Genomic DNA, 17,285 nt, shown 5'->3' on the forward strand with positions numbered 1-17,285 from the left:
TTCGTTCTTGGTACTGTATTGATTTTTCAAGGTTCGCCGCGTTTTTTGCGGCTTATTTATAATACCAAACTCCCTCCCCTGTGTCAACTCCTTTTTTTAGTTTTTTTTTGTCTTTTTTTTAAATGGCTTTTTTATGCATTCCAAAGCAGGCCAGAAATTGATTTTTCCATGCGTTTAAAGCCAAGTTTCTATTTATTTACTTAAACAATGCCGCAGCTCCATCAGGGCTGCCTATCAGTATCCAGTTTTTCATCGTTTTATTTTCTTATCAATTATCTTTTTTGCCTTTGCCTCCATCTTATCTTCAAATACTTTTATATATTGCAACCAAATATCTTACTATCCAGCACCTAAAGACGCTGGATTTTCACTTGCGTTCAAGCTTCTTAGGCCTTTGCCGCTCCTGAAAGAGCGTTCGTATTACCAGCTTACCCCCTAACGGGGCCCTCGTACCCCTTTACGTTCAATTTATTCAAGGCTATATCACGCTTTTCCTGCTCTACTCGGACGCTTTGTATCCTCAACAGGCTAAAGCCCTAGTCGAAAAAGTATCCCGCGTTGCGGCGGGATACTTTTTTCGATACGCTTAGCCTGCCGTTTTGGCAGCCTCCTCTTTTTTCTATTTTTTATAGAATTACATACTACCTCTCACAATTCCATAAGACGCACATACCTTGCTGTATTCAGCGGAGTTTATGAATGTTGCCAATACATTTCGCCTGCTTACTCCTCGATTCATTTGATTTATCCAATACGATTTTCCGGTTGCATCGGACTTACGTCCAAACATCGCCTGATACATCACATCCAAATATGCACTGTTGCTCAGGTTCTTACCTGTAAATTCTTTGCTGTTTAAGAAATTAGCTGCCGCGCTTGCACCTGTCAGGCTTTTATTAATCAAGCCGGCGGTCCAGAAATTCAAGCCGGCTGCATCCCCCTTACGCCCGAGGCACAAAGTATACATACGGTTTACAAATGCTGTGATATTCGCATTCTTATCTCTCGCCTCATTACTTGCGTAACTGCCTGCAGTGATCCCGTAATTTAAGCAAAGAGTACGATATTCCTTTGAATTAATAAGACCGGCACAGCTTTCCGGCTGCATCCTTTATCCAGCAATCCTTGCCAATATGCCTTTCCGCTCGGATCGGCAGATCGCCCGAAGACAGCCTTATATAGTGCTTCGATAAAAGCACTATCGCTTAAATTTTTCTTATTCATTTCCGTACTGAAAAAAAAGCTGTAGGCCAGATCGACTCCTGTATTTTTTCCTTTAACGAGATTCTTCGTCCAAAAAGCAAGACCATCGTTGTCGGGATTGCGGCCTAAAACGGTTTGGTACATTCTCGTCACAAACGACTTAATTGCCGTGGGCTCAAGCAAAGTTATATAGCTATGTGCCGTATACATCAAAGTCCCGCTGAAATCCAAGCCGGTTGTAACAACCGCAACCATTTCGTAGCTACCCGGTGCATAGCCTGATGTATCCCAATCACCGTAATAGGTTTGCGTACCGCTCACTTTAATAAAATTGTTTCCTGTAACGATATCATATAAGTTGCCATCCTTATAAACAATGATCCCGTAATACCATCCATAACAATCATACATTTCAGCTTCCGTATAGATGTCGGCCCCTGTATAATATGTTTTCCCGCTAAGTGGTTGATTCACGATCAGATGATAGTCCTGCGCCGCCATTGACTGCTCATCTGCCTTTGTCTGGTCATAGGCCACTTGGAGGGCTTCAGCGTCAACATTCACAAACTTTTCCGCTGGCTGGAAGCCATCCTTCATATCCCCGTTAGGTCCGTCCACCCGTTCTTCTATTTCGGCGCTGGGTAACGTTTCTAAAACTTCGTGCTGCTCCACTTCCGCATCCGGGGTTGGTTCGGCGCTTGGTGCAACGCTTGGTTCCATACTCGGCTCGGCACTACTGCTTGGCTCAGCGTCAACATTCTCGCCCGATGTCTCCGCCGTTGCCTCTGTTATTGCCGCGGAAGATTCTGCCTCCGTCATCGGTGCTTCCGCCGCGAAAGCAACCGAACTTACCAGCATCAGTGCTACTACGATAAATGCAACAATCTTTTTCATAAAACAATCCCCTCTCTTTTTTATATAGAACCTACTTTTCTGCTTCTTTTAGTATAGCACAGCCTGATTATTTTACAATTAAGAATACTTTAAATCCGATCAAAAAAACTGAGTTGCCCTACCCTTGGTTTTGTTTCTTTATATGCTGCAATGATATCCCGCATTCGAAAGATCAGGCCGTATGTTTTGCATTCCACTTGAAACAAGCTGCGCAGTTTCTTTGTCTGCGGGGAACCGCAGAAATAGTTGCTTCGGAATACATTGCGGTACTTTTGGCTGAGTCCGGGAAAGTGTCTATCCAGCTTTTTATAATAATAATCCCTCTGATTCTGGCGGAGCGTTACGCCGAACATAGGAAAGATAAAGCGCGCCCCGTTTTCATGCGCGAGCCGGACCATCGCTGTCACGTTTTCTTCCGTATCTGTAATATAAGGAAGCATAGGGGTAAACAATACGCCTGTAAAGATCCCTGCGCGGCTCAGTTCCCGGATTGCCCGGAAGCGCTCCGATGAGGCCGGTGCGTGCGGTTCAATGACCTTTGACAAAGAATCGTCTGCACTCGTAATCGTGATCTTAACATTGGCGCAGCTTTTCCGGGATATCTGTTCAATCAGGTCGATATCCCGCAGCACAAGCGTACTTTTGGTATCGAGCGCCAGGCCAAAGCCGTACTGGTCCAACAACTTAAGCGCACCGCGCGTCACTTTCATTTCCTTTTCGAATGGATTGTAGGTGTCAGACATCGCCCCCACCCCCACAACGCCTTTCCTCTTCTTTTTTTGCAGCTCGCCTTCCAGAATCTGCAGCGCGTTTCTCTTCAGCCGAACCCGGCCGAAGTCTTCTACGCCATAGCATTCGCTCCTGCTGTCGCAATAAATACAACCATGGCAGCATCCCCGGTATAGATTCATATTATAGTCATTGCCAAACCATGAGTCGTCTTTGGGCCGGGCAAGAATCGTCTTCGCAGATACAAGCTCCATATCAGAAACCCTTTTCCTCTAAAAAACCGATGAATTTTTTGCCGCTGAAAATTTCATTGGTCACAAATATTCCATTATAATAAACTGAAAACGTTGTGAATGGGGACGGCGCATCCTGCGCTTCTTCCTTAGTATTGATCTTTTGGAAGCAAACGGATGCTTTTCGTTCCTCTGCAATTTTTTCTAGCAACGGAATATATTTCGCGGTCCACGGGCAATGATCCGTATAACAAACTGTGACACCTTGCTGCGCAGCAGTCCCTCTTTTGGCATTTTCCCGGAATTTAGGAATATCTGCATTTTCATCAAACGGCAGGTGCAGGAGTTCAAAAAAAGGCGGCGCGATATCCGCCGTTCGGAACCCACCCTTTTTGTAGAATGCTGGATCGGAGAGAAACGGCCGCTTTTTATCGGCAGAAATTGCCACCAGTCCCTTTTTCCCCATTTTCGCCGCCGTTTCACTGCACAGCTTAAGCAGAGCAGTCCCATATCCTTTTTTCGCGAGTGAACCGGCAACCCAGAAGCAATCGATAAACAGATAGCCGTCTGCGTGAATCGGCGCCCATGCGTTTTCCGCTGGAACAAATTCAATCAATGCTTTTCCCTGCGCGTTTGCCTTCCAGAATTGGTATCCGTCGGGAAAACACCTCTTCATCCATTCCTTTTTCGCCTGTGCACTTTTTTTATCCGAAATTGCGCAGCATACATGCTCCCTGTCAATCGTATCTCCGTTTACCTCTATTAGATTTTCCACCTATTCCTCCACTCCGATATAAACGTGTATTTCCTCAGGCTGTCCGTCCTTCCCGGGGAGATATTCCTCAAAGTCGCTGATATACGTCCTTTTCAGCGGCATGTTCCATACCGCGTTCCAGATTTCTCCAAGCCCCTTTTCCGGATCTTTTGTCACAAATTTCGCATATCTCCCGGCACGAATCTTTTTCACTGTGAATACAGGCATCCCACTTCCATCCGTCTCGCATCCCGCAAGATAGGAATATGGTTTCGTAAAATCGCCTTCATAATCGGTATACAGGCCAATGTACTTTGTATTCACCCGCCCACGAATCATCTCTTCTTTACCGCTCCCAAAGAAATCATCCCACAACGGAAAAATATCGCGCATTGCTTTTCCGTCTTTGTTTTCCGTCTTGATCCCAATTCCTTCGACAGTTTTCCCACCAATATTTACCACTTCATAGTCCATGTCTGTTTTGCTTCCTTTCCCATTCATTCCTGATAAGACCAGCATAACAGGCATAATATGACACTATATGTCAGTTAGTTATAATTTCCGAGCATTTCTTGAAGCCGGCCGGCAATAACCTTACGAATGCGTTCCGGATAAACAACTGAAGCAAACGGACCGAAGGAAAGAAGATAGCCATAAAGCCATTCATCTTCCGGCGCGTTCATCTCCACCACAAACCCATTTTCTGTTTTTTGAATACTCTGCTCTTCAAATTCGTCATAGACCCGGTATGTCATCTGCGATCCAATGTGCAGTATAACTTTTACGCATTCCTGACCGCCGCCTTTTTCTATTTCCCGCGGCAGTGCATCCATCCCGCGCTGGAAAGATTCTCCTGTCAATTCCGGCATCTTGATACGCGATATACGGAATGTCCGGTAATCCCCACGATTCCGGCAGAATCCTTGCACGTACCACGCCCGGCTTTTATAGAGCAGTCGAAGCGGCTCCACCAGCCTCCGTTCCTGTTTTCCGTTTGCCCCGAAATAATTGAATGTAACTGCTTCTTTTTTCAGTACAGCTTCCTTCAAGAGCAAAAATTTTTCTTTTTCAGTTGTCCCCCAAGCGGAAAAGTCCACCTCGATCCATCCGGTATCTTTTTGCTGGAATACCGCGCTTAATTTAGAAAGAACCTCCTCTGTTTCTGGATATTGTGCTGCACGCAAACTTTGCAATCCCATCAGAATCCTGTCTTGTTCCTCTCCCGAAAGCAGCGAATTTTGCAGGATAAATCCCTCCATTAAGGAAATACCCCCTCCTTTTCCTTTTTCCGTGTAAACCGGGATCCCCGCAAGACTTAAAGCATCGATATCACGATAAATTGTACGCACGGAAACTTCGAAGCGTTCCGCAAGCTCCTTTGCCGTTACCTTGCGCTTATCTAAAAGAACATAAATGATTTCAAATAAACGGTTATTTCGCATTTCAGATTTTCTGGCAGATCGGGCAATAATAAATACTGCCCCCTAAATAGGCTTCTTTCCTGATTTCGCCGCCGCACTCCGGGCAAACCATGGCGGTATTATTTTTGCTGAGAATCGTCCTATATCCGCCCGGCTTTCCATACAAGTCTTTTTCCGTATCTCGGCCGCCTTTTTCCGCCATGTCTCGGAGCACATTTTTAACGGCCATATAAAGCTCCGCGATTTCCCGTCCGGTGAAATCTCCCACTTTTTTCTTCGGATGGATCCTCGCTGTCCATAAGATATCCTGCAACACACCGTTTCCAAGCCCGGGAATCCGCTGCTCCGTCGCCAGGAAGGCCTTCGCTGAGCTTTTTTTCCGGTCCACATTCCCAAGAAGTGCTTGGAAATAGTCTACATCAAATCCTTCTTCCAGCGGCGATACCTTCTCTCGCGCTGCAAGATAATATGGACTATCGTTCGTTCCCGCCCGAAATGCCGTAAGCGCCCCGTACATCTGCACACTTCCCACGAGTGCGCTCCCATCGTCAAACACAAGGTAAAGTTGATGCTTTTTTGGCTCCGGCTGCCCGGGCGCAAAAAAACGCAGGTTGACCCCATCATTGAAACTGAGCCGCATATTTTCCAGTTCGATCTCAACATATCCGCCATAGGAGCGGGTCTCTCCCGCTATCTTGCCCCGCAGGAGCATATCGTAGTGTTCCGGTTCTTCGGCAAAGAATGCGAAACGGTGCGGACTTTTCCCTGCAACAGCGCGCTCGACCCGCTTCCCCCTGATTGCCCCCGTAAGTTGGCGTGCCAGCGTGACGCTTTCCGGCAGCTCGATCATTATGTTTCCTCCCACAATATATGTTTGATAGCTCAGTGTACCACACAAAAGCGGACATCATATGTCATATTTAAGACGCACGCCATACCCTCAAACAGGATTCAGCCACCGGTCTTCTCCGCCTAAAAAACCACCTCGTCAACTACGCCGCCGCCAAGGCAGGTGTCTTTGTCATACAAAACGCAATACTGCCCCGGCGTGACCGCCCGCTGCTTCTCCGTAAATTCCACGCGGTACACGCCCTCACCGCGCTTTTCGGCATATGCCTGCTGGTCTGGCTGGCGGTAGCGGACCTTGGCCATGCAATCAAAATTTTCTTTTTCTTTCCCGCCCGAAATAAAATTCATTCCACTCATAATAAGCGCACGGGAGAAAAGAAGTTCCGACTCTGCGCCCTGCGAAACGTATAAAACGTTGTGTTCCATATCCTTCCTGACGACAAACCAGCGTTCACCCGTCCCCTCTTTGGATCCGCCGATATCAAGTCCCCGCCTTTGTCCAAGCGTATAATACATCAGTCCGTCGTGCCTTCCGACAACCTTCCCGTCCAGTGTCTTCATATCGCCCGGATTGGCGGGAAGGTAGGTCTGCAAAAACTGTTTGAATTTTCGTTCCCCAATGAAGCAGATACCTGTAGAATCTTTTTTCTTAGCCACTGAAAGCCCTGCTTCATCGGCAATGCGCCGCACATCTGCTTTTTGCAGTTCTCCCACCGGGAACATTGCCCGTTCGATCTGGCTCTGAGACAACATACACAGGAAATAACTCTGGTCTTTCCCTTCATCAAGGCCTTTTTTAAGATAAGTCGTTCCATTTCGGCGTTCGAGCCGCGCATAATGCCCGGTCGCAAGGAAATCCGCTCCCGCTTTTTTGGCAAAATCGAGGAATGCCGCAAACTTGATCTCTTTGTTGCACAATACATCCGGATTTGGGGTCCGTCCACGTTTATATTCCTCCAGGAAATACCGAAACACACGTTCCCAATATTCATGCTCAAAATTAACGGTATAATACGGGATATCTATTTTTGCGCAGACCGAGCGCACATCGTCATAATCCGCTGCCGCAGGACACTCGGAGTCTTCCGCACTGTCGTCCCAATTTTTCATAAAAACGCCCACTACATCATAGCCCTGCTCTTTCAAAAGCAGTGCCGACACCGCCGAATCCACGCCGCCGGACATTCCTACAATGACGCGTTTTTTTCTGTTTTCCATAAAATTTTTCTCTCCGGTCTTCTATAATATGCCACCCAATTATAGTATAATCGTTCATAGGAATTATGCAAGGAGGCACAAATGGCCGGAAGACGAAAGAAAAAGACAGCCGCTGGCGCGCTTATCGCTATTTTATGTATTGCGGGTTTATTGCTCATGTTCGCGCTCGGAACAGACGGTACTTTCCTGGATTCCCTTGGGGAAATTTTCAGCAGTACCGCGTCCTCTTCTTCGTCGGCGGAAACGGCGGCGAACGTCGCCAAGCTGGTACCGCCGGATAACGATGATTTGCTGCTCTATGTGATCGATACCGGGAATTCCGACAGTATGGTGTTCCTGACGCCGGATGGGCATTCCCTATTGATTGACGCGGGCGAAAGTGACGACGCGGACCGTATCCTCGATACGCTTTCTGCACTTGGAATCGAATCCCTCGATGCTGTGGTAGCCACACATCCGCACGCCGACCATATCGGTTCCATGGCGGCAGTATTAAACAATATCCCAGTAGGCACGATTTATATGACCGATTTTACAGCGACAACGAAAACCTATGAAAAAATGCTCGACGCAATCGAAGAAAACAGCATTCCCGCAGTCAATGTGACGGAGGGATATGCATTCAACCTCGGCGGCATTCGTTTTACGGCCTTAAACCCACAGAACCGCGAGTATAGCGACGCCAACAATTCGAGCATCGTGCTGCTTGCCGAATACGGCAGTACAAAGTTCCTGTTCGAGGGCGATGCCGAAGAAGAAGCGATTGCGGATATGCTGGCAAACTATTCCGGCCTGATGGACGTGGACGTCCTCAAAGTTGGCCATCATGGCTCCCATAATGCCACAACACAGGAATTTCTCAATGTAACGACTCCTTCCTTCGCCATTATCAACTGCGGCGAAGGTAACGATTATGGGCATCCCCACAAGGAGACCGTCGATATGCTCAATGCAATGGGCATCACAATCCTGCGTACCGATCAAAACAGCGATATTGCCGTTTTCTCGGATGGGACTGCCATTCGCTATGCGGCAGCGGCTTAAAAAAGGGAAATAAAAACGCCGGACGCAAATAAATTTGGCGCCCGGCGTTTTCCTGCCTGTCAGTCCATTTCATTTACTTCCACTGTAATATAGGTTTCATTAATCCCATACGCTTGTGCAATAGCTTTTTTGATCTGTTTTCCGATCTCTGCCTTATTCCCCTCCGGGTTTTCTTTCAATACGTCGAAAATAACCTGGTCTGTTTTCTCGTCGTCAAGCTGGGAAAGATCCATTTCATCTGCAATGGCATAATCCGCATATACTTTGGCTCCATAGCGGTTTGCGCTGCTTGCGCAAAACGAACTTAAGTCCATCAATTCATTTTTATCAAACCAGAACACATAATCATTTACCTGCACGACCGCGTCCTCATCCCTGTATTTCGCATGGAGTTTTGCTTCAAAAGCGGCAAATTCTTTGTCGTCCATATCCTTTACGGTTCCGCTCTCCCGGTGGAACGCATATCCCATTTCTTTCGCCCGCTGTTCCGTTGAGATTCCAAGACCGGTCATCCCGCTTGCATCTTCGAACCCTTTTATGTCCGTTTCATAAACGCGCGTAATATTTCCATTTTCATCCCGTTCCACAAGGACAAATGCACCAACTTCCGCGAAGATGCCGTTCGTTACGGTATTGTATCCCTCGTCGCGGAGACCTGCAAGTGGTTTTCCATGAAACCAGTAGTTTCCGTCTCTTTCCTTCAGGGTCACGCCAAAAGGCTCGTACGGTTTCATATCATCTTCTTCGCCATCCCACACGCTGCCCTCTGCGCCTCCATAGGCCACGGCAATTCCCGGTTCTTCGCATATATTGTTTTCCTCTCTTGCTTCTGCGATTTTCTCGCGGCCTACGCTTACGGCCGCTTCCATCATTTCCCCTATTTTTCCATAAAGCGGCGCACAACTACACAAGGCACTCACTACGATCACTCCTGCTGCGGCTGCGGCAACCGTCTTTATGACCTTACTTTTTTTGCTGTTCATTTTTTCTGCCTCCGTTCCGGTTTCCCTGTCTTTTATTATAGGCGGAAGCGGAAGCAAGTGTTTTACAACCCGCTGAACACTTTCTTAAAATTATATGAAAAAGGCGGCCGTCAGCCGCCTCCGTTTTGCTTACTCTTTCAAAACCAAAAACACCGGGCAATGATCGCTGCCCATGATGTCCGGACAGATGTCCGCCTCCCCGATTCTATCCTTCATGTCCTCCGATACAAGAAAATAATCAATGCGCCATCCCGCGTTATTCGCCCGCGCGTTAAAGCGGTAAGACCACCATGAGTACCGGCCTGTTTCATCTGGATGCAGGTATCGGAAGGAATCGATGAACCCGGAATCCAGGAGTTCCGTCATTTTTTCCCGTTCCTGCGGCGTAAATCCTGCATTTTTCACATTCGTCCTGGGGTTTTTAAGATCAATCTCCGTATGCGCCACATTGAGGTCTCCACACACAACCACACCTTTCTTTTCATTCAGCGTATGCAGATAGGCGCGGAAATCGTCTTCCCACTTGAGACGATATTCGAGGCGCTTTAAACCCTCGCCGGAATTTGGCGTATAGACGTTCACAAGATAGAAGTCCCCGAATTCGAGCGTAATCACCCGTCCTTCGTGGCTGTGCTCCTCTATGTCAAAATCATAGGCTACGCCGAGCGGCTCTGTTTTTGAAAATACCGCCGTACCCGAATATCCTTTTTTCTCGGCGCTGTTCCAGTACTCATGATATTCCTTAAAATCAAACTCCGCCTGTCCGCGCTGCATTTTCGTCTCCTGAACACAGAAGACATCCGCGCCGCTTCCATGAAGATACTCAAGGAAGCCCTTTCCTGCCGCGGCCCGCAGGCCGTTTACGTTCCATGATATTAATTTCATCCTGTCATCCTTTACACATGCCTGATATTTGTATAATTTGAGATTTCCGAATTGACGGTGGCAAGGTCTTCCGCGGTAAGCCTATGCACGTCGCTGTGTCCCGATACTCTTGCAAACATCTTCAATTCTTCGGTTGAAACCCGCAGAAAATTTGCCACCCGGGCTGCGCTTTTTTCAATATCCAGCCTGCTGCGCAGGCCTTTGTCCTGTGTCAACCCGCCCATTGGGCAGTTTCCGTTATGGCATTGCCTGTATTGCATGCACATTGCCGCCATCAGCACTGCCGACCCCAACGCGACGGCATCCGCGCCCATTGCCAGCGCTTTGATAAAGTCGGCCGGCGTGCGCAGTCCGCCCGTGATAACCAGTCCGATATCCGGCGCATGCTCATCCAGATATTTTCGTGCGCGATAAAGCGCAAAAATAGTAGGAACCGAAGCCGAATCTTTTAAAAATTTCGGACTGGCGCCTGTCCCTCCGCCGCGTCCATCCATTGTAACGAAATCCGGTTGTGCAAAAATTGCCGCTTCAAGATCCCGTTCAATGTGCCCTGCCGCAAGCTTCACGCCAATCGGTCGGCCATCCGAAGCTTCACGCAGGCCCTCTACAACTTCTTTCAGGTCCTCTTTCGAGTTAATTCCCGGAATGCGTGAAGGGCTGATGATATCTTTGCCCACCGGTTTATTGCGGATCATGGCAATCTCTTCCGTAACTTTTTCACCCGGTAAATGCCCTCCCATGCCCGGCTTTGTTCCCTGTCCAATTTTAATTTCAATCGCATCTACCCGTTTCAGGTTTTCCGGTGTTACACTGTAGAAATTAGGAACATATTCAAAGATATACCGATAGGAAACGTCTATCTCTTCCGGAAGAATTCCGCCTTCCCCGCTGCACATTGCCGTTCGGATGCCGGCCGCTCCTTTGGCAAGCGCAATCTTAAGCTCCCGCGAAAGGGCGCCAAACGACATATGTGTCACATAAAGCGGGCTTTCAAGAACCAAAGGCTTTTTTGCATTCTTCCCAATAACCGTACGGGTATTTACTTCTGCATGCTCCTCAAGTGGAAAAGGAGAAAGCTGCGCTCCCAGAAACAGGATATCATCCCACGAAATAATAGGCAAAAGCGTTTTCATCGGTTCAATAACCGGTTTCCCGCTTACCGCGATTTCGTGAATCGTTGCCATATACGGCTCCGTTTCGGCAAACGGTTTAAATAGGTCGGCCGGATAATCGAGTTCCCGTCCCTGTTGTACGTCTCCTGTCCTTTCCTCCCCTACACACACGAACATGCTTTTTGCCGCTTGGCATATATCGCACGTCCAATTCCCCTCCAAATCCTGAAACAATATTCCATCCGCTTCGTCATACGTATTTCCACACACACTGCATTTATAAACCGCCACTTTTCGACCTCCTTATTTCAAAAATTATATTGCTTTTTATCCGGTATTCACTCCCTTTTATGTTTGGCAATCCTGCATGCTTCTTCCGCTTCAATCTTTGCGCGGCGCAGCTCTGCTTCAAGCTTCAAATACTCTTTTTTTGCCGCTTCAACTTTTTTGGAAAGCCTATAGGCCCTTTCCACCGCATCTTCCGCATCGCTGTCTTTCAGGGATTGCACCGGATCAAAGGTATCTTCCCGATACAGCCACACAAGTACTGTAAACAGAAATATCCCGGCAAGTATAATGCCCGTCATTTCCGTCAGGCTGGTGGTTCCCAAAAGGCCCATCAGCGCGACTAGAACAATCCAGATAATCAGCACAAAAACCAGTGCTTTTTTGAACATCAGTGAATAAGAATTCCGCAGCGTCAGCGCAAACAGCATCAGGCTCACGGCAAGCGATATGGATGAAATTTGCGCGCAGAAGTTATGCAGGGATGAAAAGCCCGGAAATGTCTCTGGCAGAAACGGAAAAAAATTCCCTACGATCAGCACCGCAATGGCAAAGTAGACAAATCCGCGTATCTTGGAATGTGTGTTTTTGGTAAGCATCAGCAAATAGCCCATAAAGCTGGCAAAATACGCGCAAAACACGATTGTCCAGATGATAAACCAGAAATGCATGCTGCCGCTCGTGTTTCCCATTGCCGACATGGATGTCGTGAGAATATTGTCTTTCGTGCCCATGATGAGCGTAAAAACGGGGATAATTCCAAGTGAAAAAATCCCATAGAAGATCAGCCCCCCAAAAAGCCGCCTCCGATACTTAGACATTTCGTTTTTCATAAAGAGATACCCCCGATCATTAATACTTTTACGATACCATACCCATATGCCTGATGGCAATCAAAACAACGCATTTCATACTATCTTTTCGCATTCCCCCGCAGCATATATCACCGATAAAAAAGTAGTTGCGTTCGCAACTATCATGTGCTATAGTATTTTAGGTTGCAGACGCAACTATTTGATTGGATTGGAGGGATCCTTTTGCCAAAGCGGCAGTTCACTTTAAATAAATACGCTTCTATTATTAACAGGCACGGTATGCGCTATTATGATCAGGAGTTAAATTCCCTTGGCATCGGGGCGGGACAACATTTTTTTCTCGTCCGTATTTTCGAGAATCAGGGAATTAACGTCTATGATTTGGCTAAATGCGGCCATTACGACAAAGCCACTGCAACCCGGGCAATCCATAAGATGGAAGAATATGGGTTTATCCGCCGTGAATCCGATCCGGCCGACGGACGGGTTTGCCGCCTGTATACCACTGAAAAAGCGCGGCCTATCGTTGATTCCGTCTATACGGCGGTCCGAAAATGGAATGGCATCCTCACCCGCGGTATGTCGGACGAAGAAATCATTCTTGCGGAACGCCTGATGGAATTGATGGCAAAAAACGCTTATGAATTTACAAAAGACGACCAAGGAGGAAAGACTGTATGAGTGAAACAGCACTTGCGGAAACAAGAAACCCATTAGGCTATAAACCAATCGGCAAACTGCTCAAGACCTTTGCCTGGCCGGCAATCATTTCATTTTTAATCAATTCGGTCTACAATATTGTCGACCAGATTTTCATTGGCCAGGGCGTTGGTTATCTTGGCAATGCGGCAACGACGATTTCGTTCCCGATTATGACGATCCTGATCTCTTTTGCCGCCCTCGTAGGAACAGGCGGCAGTGCTTATGCCGCCCTTAAGCTTGGTGAAAAAAAGGAGGAAGAAGCACAGCGTGCCCTCAACAATGGATTTATTCTCTCCATTATTATCAGCGGCATTATGATGGCAGCCTGCTTCCTTTTTCTCGATCCGATGCTGCAAGCCTTCGGCGCAACGGCAGACAGTATGCCCTATGCAAAAGAATATTCGACGGTCATTCTGCTCGGTACGCCGTTCAACGTCGTAAGTATTGTCCTTTCCAATATGGCCCGTACGGATGGCAGCCCTAACCTTTCGATGTATAGTATTTTAATTGGCGCAATCCTCAATACAATACTCGACCCTCTCTATATTTTTGTATTCCATTGGGGTGTCACGGGCGCAGCCATTGCAACGATTACCTCGCAAGCAATTTCCACGGTCATTCTTTCCGTTTATTTCGCAAAAAGCGGAAAGAGTATGCGGTTTGAAAAAAAATATATGAAGCTGCATGGCCGTACCTGCAAAATGATTTTAACGCTCGGCATTTCGTCATTCATTACGCAAATCGTAGCTTGTATTACGCAGATTGTAATGAATAACTCCCTCGTGTTTTATGGAAACCAGGCAGGAGTTGGCGGGGATATCGCGCTTTCAGCAATGGGCATTGTCATGAAGATTGCTATGATCCTTGCGGCGGCATGTATCGGGATTGGTATTGGCGCACAGCCGATCTTAGGCTTTAACCGCGGCGCCGGCCAGCCAAAGCGGATCAAGAAAACATTCGTAATGGCGGCATGGATTTCTACGGTAGTCGTCATTGCCGCGTGGCTTATCTGCCAGCTGTTTCCGGAGGCGATCCTCAGCCTGTTCGGCGATGCGGAGCCCAACTTTACGGTGTTCGCAGTCAAATGCATGCGCGTCTATTTGGGCGGTATCTTTTGTGCAGGTTTCCAGATTGTCTCCACAAGCTATTTCCAGGCAACGGGCCAGCCGTTTAAAGCAACAATCCTTTCTATGCTGCGGCAGCTTTTACTGCTGATCCCGCTCGTCCTGATCCTTCCACTGTATTTTGGATTGGATGGTATTCTTTACGCAGGACCCGTAGCTGATGTGGGTTCCGCTGTCATCGTGGCAATCTTCGTGATACGCGAGATGAAAAAGCTGAATACATGGATTCGCCAGACGGATGATCCTTCCATTGACACGTCTGCTGCTGCGGCATAATAAAGGGAATAAAAAAGGTTAAGGCCTTTTTACCGCCTTAACCTTTTTATATTAATTTATATTGAGTCCACAATGGCCTATAGCGGTCTTTTCCCGCAAATAACGCTATCCATTCCCCAGAAATACCGCATTACGATTGCATTGTTACTGGTAGAAGCATCCACGATCATACCTTCTCCCAAATAAATGGCTACATGTCCGGGCATGCATATGATGTCTCCCCGCCGCAGGTCTTCCAAGGCGATTGTCGGATAGCTTGATTCCGCCCAATCGCCCGAGGTCATATAGGGAATATTGTTGCCGCTTTGCCTGAGCGCATAATAGATAAACCCAGAGCAATCAAATTCATCGGGCCCTTTCCCCCCAAGCTTATACGGTTTACCTAGCTGGTCAAGCGCAGCATTGATGAAATCTTCTACCCGTCCAGGTTTTTCGATGGCTCCGCGCTGAATTCCGTAAGAAGAACAGAGTTCTGTAAATTCTTTGCTGTCCATAAATGCGGATAACAATGTTTTTCGTGTTTTTCGCATACTGCTCAACGTTCCCAGCCAGTATTGCTTACCGCTTGCATCCGCCGCTCTGCCCATAACCGCTTCATACAGTTTATCAACATAGGCGCTGTTGCTGAATCCTTTTCCGGTAAATTCCTTGCTTGCAAAAAAATCATACGCGATCCCGGTGCCAGTCATGCTCCCGCTGTTTAATCTTCCTGTCCAGTAATTCAGTCCATCGGCGTCGGCATTCCTGCCAAGGCAGGTTTCATACATTCTTTTTACAAATGCCGTTGCCTGCGGGTTCTGATCCCTTGCCTCCGGGCTTTGATAGCTTCCGCGCAAAATTCCGTAAGAAGCGCAGATAGAACTAAATTCTTTCGAACTTGAAAAATTCGCAAAAATAAGTTTCCTGCTGCATCCTTTATCAAGAAGGCCCTGCCAATATTTCTTTCCCTCCACGTCCGACTGCCTTCCCATAAACGCTTCATATAAGTAATCCAGATAGGCTCCGTCGCTTAAATTTTTGCTTGTAAATTCTTTTCCAAATATAAATTGATAAGCTGTCGTGGCTCCGCTTGTTTTTCCGTTGAGCAGCTGGAGCGTCCAATAATTCAGCCCTTCCACATCCCCGGCTCTTTCGAAGCACAGCTGATATAGCCGGTTTACAAATGCAGTAGCCTCCGGATTCTTATCGCGGCTTTCCGGGCTTTGATATTTTCCTTGCAAAATTCCATAGGATACGCACAGATTGCTGAACTCCTTGGAATCGACAAACCCCGCGAGGACATATTTCCTGCTGCATCCTTTATCAAGAAAGCCTTTCCAATACGCCTTTCCCCCCGTATCTGCCTCACGGTTCATAAATGTACGGTATAGCCTGTTCAAATACTCATCGTCGCTTAGACTCAAGCGCTGCATTTCTGCACTGAGAAAAAAATTTGCTCCAACACTGGCGCCCGTGGCTTTGCCTTCTTCCAGATTCTTCGTCCAATACTCCACACCGGAACTATCGGCCGTCCTTCCAAGCGCCTTGGTATACATCCGTTCCACAAAGTTTTGGACCAGAGAAGGCTCACTCATCGCTGCCATTTCGTTCAGTTCGGGGCTTGGTTCCGCATCAGGACTTGGTTCCGCGTCAGGGCTTGGTTCCGCGTCGGGGCTTGGTTCCGCGTCAGGGCTTGGTTCCGCGTCAGGGCTTGGTTCCGCGTCAGGGCTTGGTTCCGCGTCAGGGCTTGGTTCCGTACTGTGTATCGCACCCGTCTGCTCCGTTGTCCCCCTGCCCATTTCCCCACTGGGTTCCGCACCTATCTCCATTGCGCTTAGTTCAAAGTTTTCCTCCCTATTTGGCTCCGCATATGCAATGGCCGCCCCACATAATAAAAGAACACTGATTATAAGCGCTATTGCTCGTTTCATATAAAGTCTCCTCTGCAATTGATATACTTACTATTATATTTTATTTACTGCTTTTTTCAATTATTTTCCCCGAATATACCATAAATGTTGTGTGCTGTTTGCTCGCAACAAAAAATACGGATTGCAAAAGCAATCCGTATTTCCGCTTAAAATTCCGCTTATTTTACAACTCTGTCAAGCAGGCCCTGGAACGCACAGCCATGGCGCGCCTCGTCTTTTGCCATTTCGTGAACCGTATCGTGAATCGCGTCATAGCCAAGCTCTTTTGCTCTCTTTGCCAAAGCCATTTTGCCAGCCGTTGCGCCGCATTCCGCATCTGCACGAAGCTGAAGGTTTTTCTTTGTATCCGCATAAACGACTTCTCCGAGGAGTTCTGCAAACTTTGCAGCATGCTCCGCCTCTTCAAAAGCAGCCCGCTTATAGGTCTCCGCAACTTCCGGATACCCTTCCCTGTCTGCCTGTCTTGACATTGCAAGATACATACCAACTTCCGTGCACTCGCCCATGAAATTTTCCCGCAAACCTTTTACTACTTCCTCATCAAGGCCCTGTGCGATACCAATCTTATGCTCGTCTGCCCATACGCGCTCACCTGCGAATTCATCAAACCTTGAACCGTCGGCCCCACACTGCGGACATTTTGCCGGACGTTCGCCTTCTACCGTGTAACCACATACCTGACATACATACTTAACCATTTTTAACTTACCTCCCAATCTTTTACGATTGAGCGCTTACGCGCTCATCTTGATTATTATACACAGTCTCGAATATACTTAAACAGATTTTTTTCAACTTTTTTATCTCGTTGATTGGGCAAGCGTGTTTGGTGGTATCAATATAGTATA

17 protein-coding genes are annotated in these 17,285 nt (G+C 47.5%); 3 read left to right on the forward strand and 14 right to left on the reverse strand.

The features are described 5' to 3' along the window. Positions 1 to 634: 634 nt before the first annotated feature. The 8 genes from H8S18_RS05980 to mnmA all read right to left on the reverse strand — a co-directional run bounded on the left by H8S18_RS05980 (position 635) and on the right by mnmA (position 7,301). Positions 635 to 1,108: a DUF4214 domain-containing protein gene (locus H8S18_RS05980; RefSeq protein ID WP_186857409.1), complete on the reverse strand. Its 474-nt coding sequence runs from the start codon at positions 1,106 to 1,108 to the stop codon at positions 635 to 637. Next, a complete protein-coding gene (locus H8S18_RS05985; RefSeq protein ID WP_186857410.1) occupies positions 1,048 to 2,097 on the reverse strand; it encodes a DUF4214 domain-containing protein in 1,050 nt (349 codons plus the stop codon). Before H8S18_RS05985 ends, H8S18_RS05980 begins: the two co-directional genes overlap by 61 nt. An 89-nt stretch (positions 2,098 to 2,186) precedes the next feature. Further along, the gene (locus H8S18_RS05990) at positions 2,187 to 3,080 is read right to left on the reverse strand and encodes an SPL family radical SAM protein (RefSeq protein ID WP_186857411.1); all 894 of its coding nucleotides are present in this window, start codon (positions 3,078 to 3,080) and stop codon (positions 2,187 to 2,189) included. Position 3,081: 1 nt separating this feature from the next. Continuing rightward, positions 3,082 to 3,834 carry a GNAT family N-acetyltransferase gene (locus tag H8S18_RS14935; RefSeq protein ID WP_186857412.1) on the reverse strand — a complete coding sequence of 251 codons (753 nt, stop codon included), beginning with the start codon at positions 3,832 to 3,834 and terminating at the stop codon, positions 3,082 to 3,084. Continuing rightward, complete coding sequence (locus H8S18_RS06000) at positions 3,835 to 4,287, reverse strand: GyrI-like domain-containing protein (protein WP_186857413.1); 453 nt, start codon at positions 4,285 to 4,287, stop codon at positions 3,835 to 3,837. Between the two features lie 74 nt (positions 4,288 to 4,361). Next, positions 4,362 to 5,255: a helix-turn-helix transcriptional regulator gene (locus tag H8S18_RS06005; RefSeq protein WP_186857414.1), complete on the reverse strand. Its 894-nt coding sequence runs from the start codon at positions 5,253 to 5,255 to the stop codon at positions 4,362 to 4,364. 1 nt (position 5,256) lies between these two features. Further along, positions 5,257 to 6,084 carry an endonuclease VIII gene (locus H8S18_RS06010; protein ID WP_186857415.1) on the reverse strand — a complete coding sequence of 276 codons (828 nt, stop codon included), beginning with the start codon at positions 6,082 to 6,084 and terminating at the stop codon, positions 5,257 to 5,259. A gap of 122 nt (positions 6,085 to 6,206) precedes the next feature. Continuing rightward, entirely contained in the window at positions 6,207 to 7,301 is a 1,095-nt protein-coding gene (gene mnmA, locus H8S18_RS06015) for a tRNA 2-thiouridine(34) synthase MnmA (protein WP_186857416.1), read from the reverse strand. Between the two features lie 81 nt (positions 7,302 to 7,382). Between mnmA and H8S18_RS06020 the strand changes: the two genes are divergently transcribed. Next, positions 7,383 to 8,345 (forward strand): ComEC/Rec2 family competence protein, encoded by a 963-nt coding sequence (locus H8S18_RS06020; protein WP_186857417.1) that lies wholly within the window; start codon positions 7,383 to 7,385, stop codon positions 8,343 to 8,345. 59 nt (positions 8,346 to 8,404) lie between these two features. Here H8S18_RS06020 and H8S18_RS06025 read toward each other — a convergent pair whose 3' ends face one another. The 4 genes from H8S18_RS06025 to H8S18_RS06040 form a co-directional block, all read right to left on the reverse strand. Further along, positions 8,405 to 9,328, reverse strand: coding sequence for a hypothetical protein (locus H8S18_RS06025; protein ID WP_186857418.1), 924 nt, complete (start codon positions 9,326 to 9,328; stop codon positions 8,405 to 8,407). A gap of 129 nt (positions 9,329 to 9,457) precedes the next feature. Next, positions 9,458 to 10,213 carry an exodeoxyribonuclease III gene (locus H8S18_RS06030; protein WP_186857419.1) on the reverse strand — a complete coding sequence of 252 codons (756 nt, stop codon included), beginning with the start codon at positions 10,211 to 10,213 and terminating at the stop codon, positions 9,458 to 9,460. Between the two features lie 11 nt (positions 10,214 to 10,224). Next, the gene (locus H8S18_RS06035; RefSeq protein ID WP_186857420.1) at positions 10,225 to 11,616 is read right to left on the reverse strand and encodes a glutamate synthase-related protein; all 1,392 of its coding nucleotides are present in this window, start codon (positions 11,614 to 11,616) and stop codon (positions 10,225 to 10,227) included. A gap of 47 nt (positions 11,617 to 11,663) precedes the next feature. Beyond that, positions 11,664 to 12,443, reverse strand: coding sequence for a hypothetical protein (locus H8S18_RS06040; RefSeq protein WP_186857421.1), 780 nt, complete (start codon positions 12,441 to 12,443; stop codon positions 11,664 to 11,666). A 204-nt stretch (positions 12,444 to 12,647) separates the two neighbouring features. Between H8S18_RS06040 and H8S18_RS06045 the strand changes: the two genes are divergently transcribed. Together H8S18_RS06045 and H8S18_RS06050 are read left to right on the forward strand one after the other, a co-directional pair. Next, complete coding sequence (locus tag H8S18_RS06045) at positions 12,648 to 13,106, forward strand: MarR family winged helix-turn-helix transcriptional regulator (protein WP_186857422.1); 459 nt, start codon at positions 12,648 to 12,650, stop codon at positions 13,104 to 13,106. Continuing rightward, positions 13,103 to 14,527: an MATE family efflux transporter gene (locus H8S18_RS06050; RefSeq protein WP_186857423.1), complete on the forward strand. Its 1,425-nt coding sequence runs from the start codon at positions 13,103 to 13,105 to the stop codon at positions 14,525 to 14,527. Before H8S18_RS06045 ends, H8S18_RS06050 begins: the two co-directional genes overlap by 4 nt. A 77-nt stretch (positions 14,528 to 14,604) precedes the next feature. Here H8S18_RS06050 and H8S18_RS06055 read toward each other — a convergent pair whose 3' ends face one another. Together H8S18_RS06055 and H8S18_RS06060 are read right to left on the reverse strand one after the other, a co-directional pair. Next, positions 14,605 to 16,437: a DUF4214 domain-containing protein gene (locus H8S18_RS06055; protein ID WP_186857424.1), complete on the reverse strand. Its 1,833-nt coding sequence runs from the start codon at positions 16,435 to 16,437 to the stop codon at positions 14,605 to 14,607. 158 nt (positions 16,438 to 16,595) lie between these two features. Then, positions 16,596 to 17,135 carry a ferritin family protein gene (locus H8S18_RS06060; protein ID WP_186857425.1) on the reverse strand — a complete coding sequence of 180 codons (540 nt, stop codon included), beginning with the start codon at positions 17,133 to 17,135 and terminating at the stop codon, positions 16,596 to 16,598. Between the last annotated feature and the right edge of the window lie 150 nt (positions 17,136 to 17,285).

Source organism: Christensenella tenuis (assembly GCF_014287795.1).
In the GTDB taxonomy this organism is placed as follows: domain Bacteria; phylum Bacillota; class Clostridia; order Christensenellales; family Christensenellaceae; genus Christensenella; species Christensenella tenuis.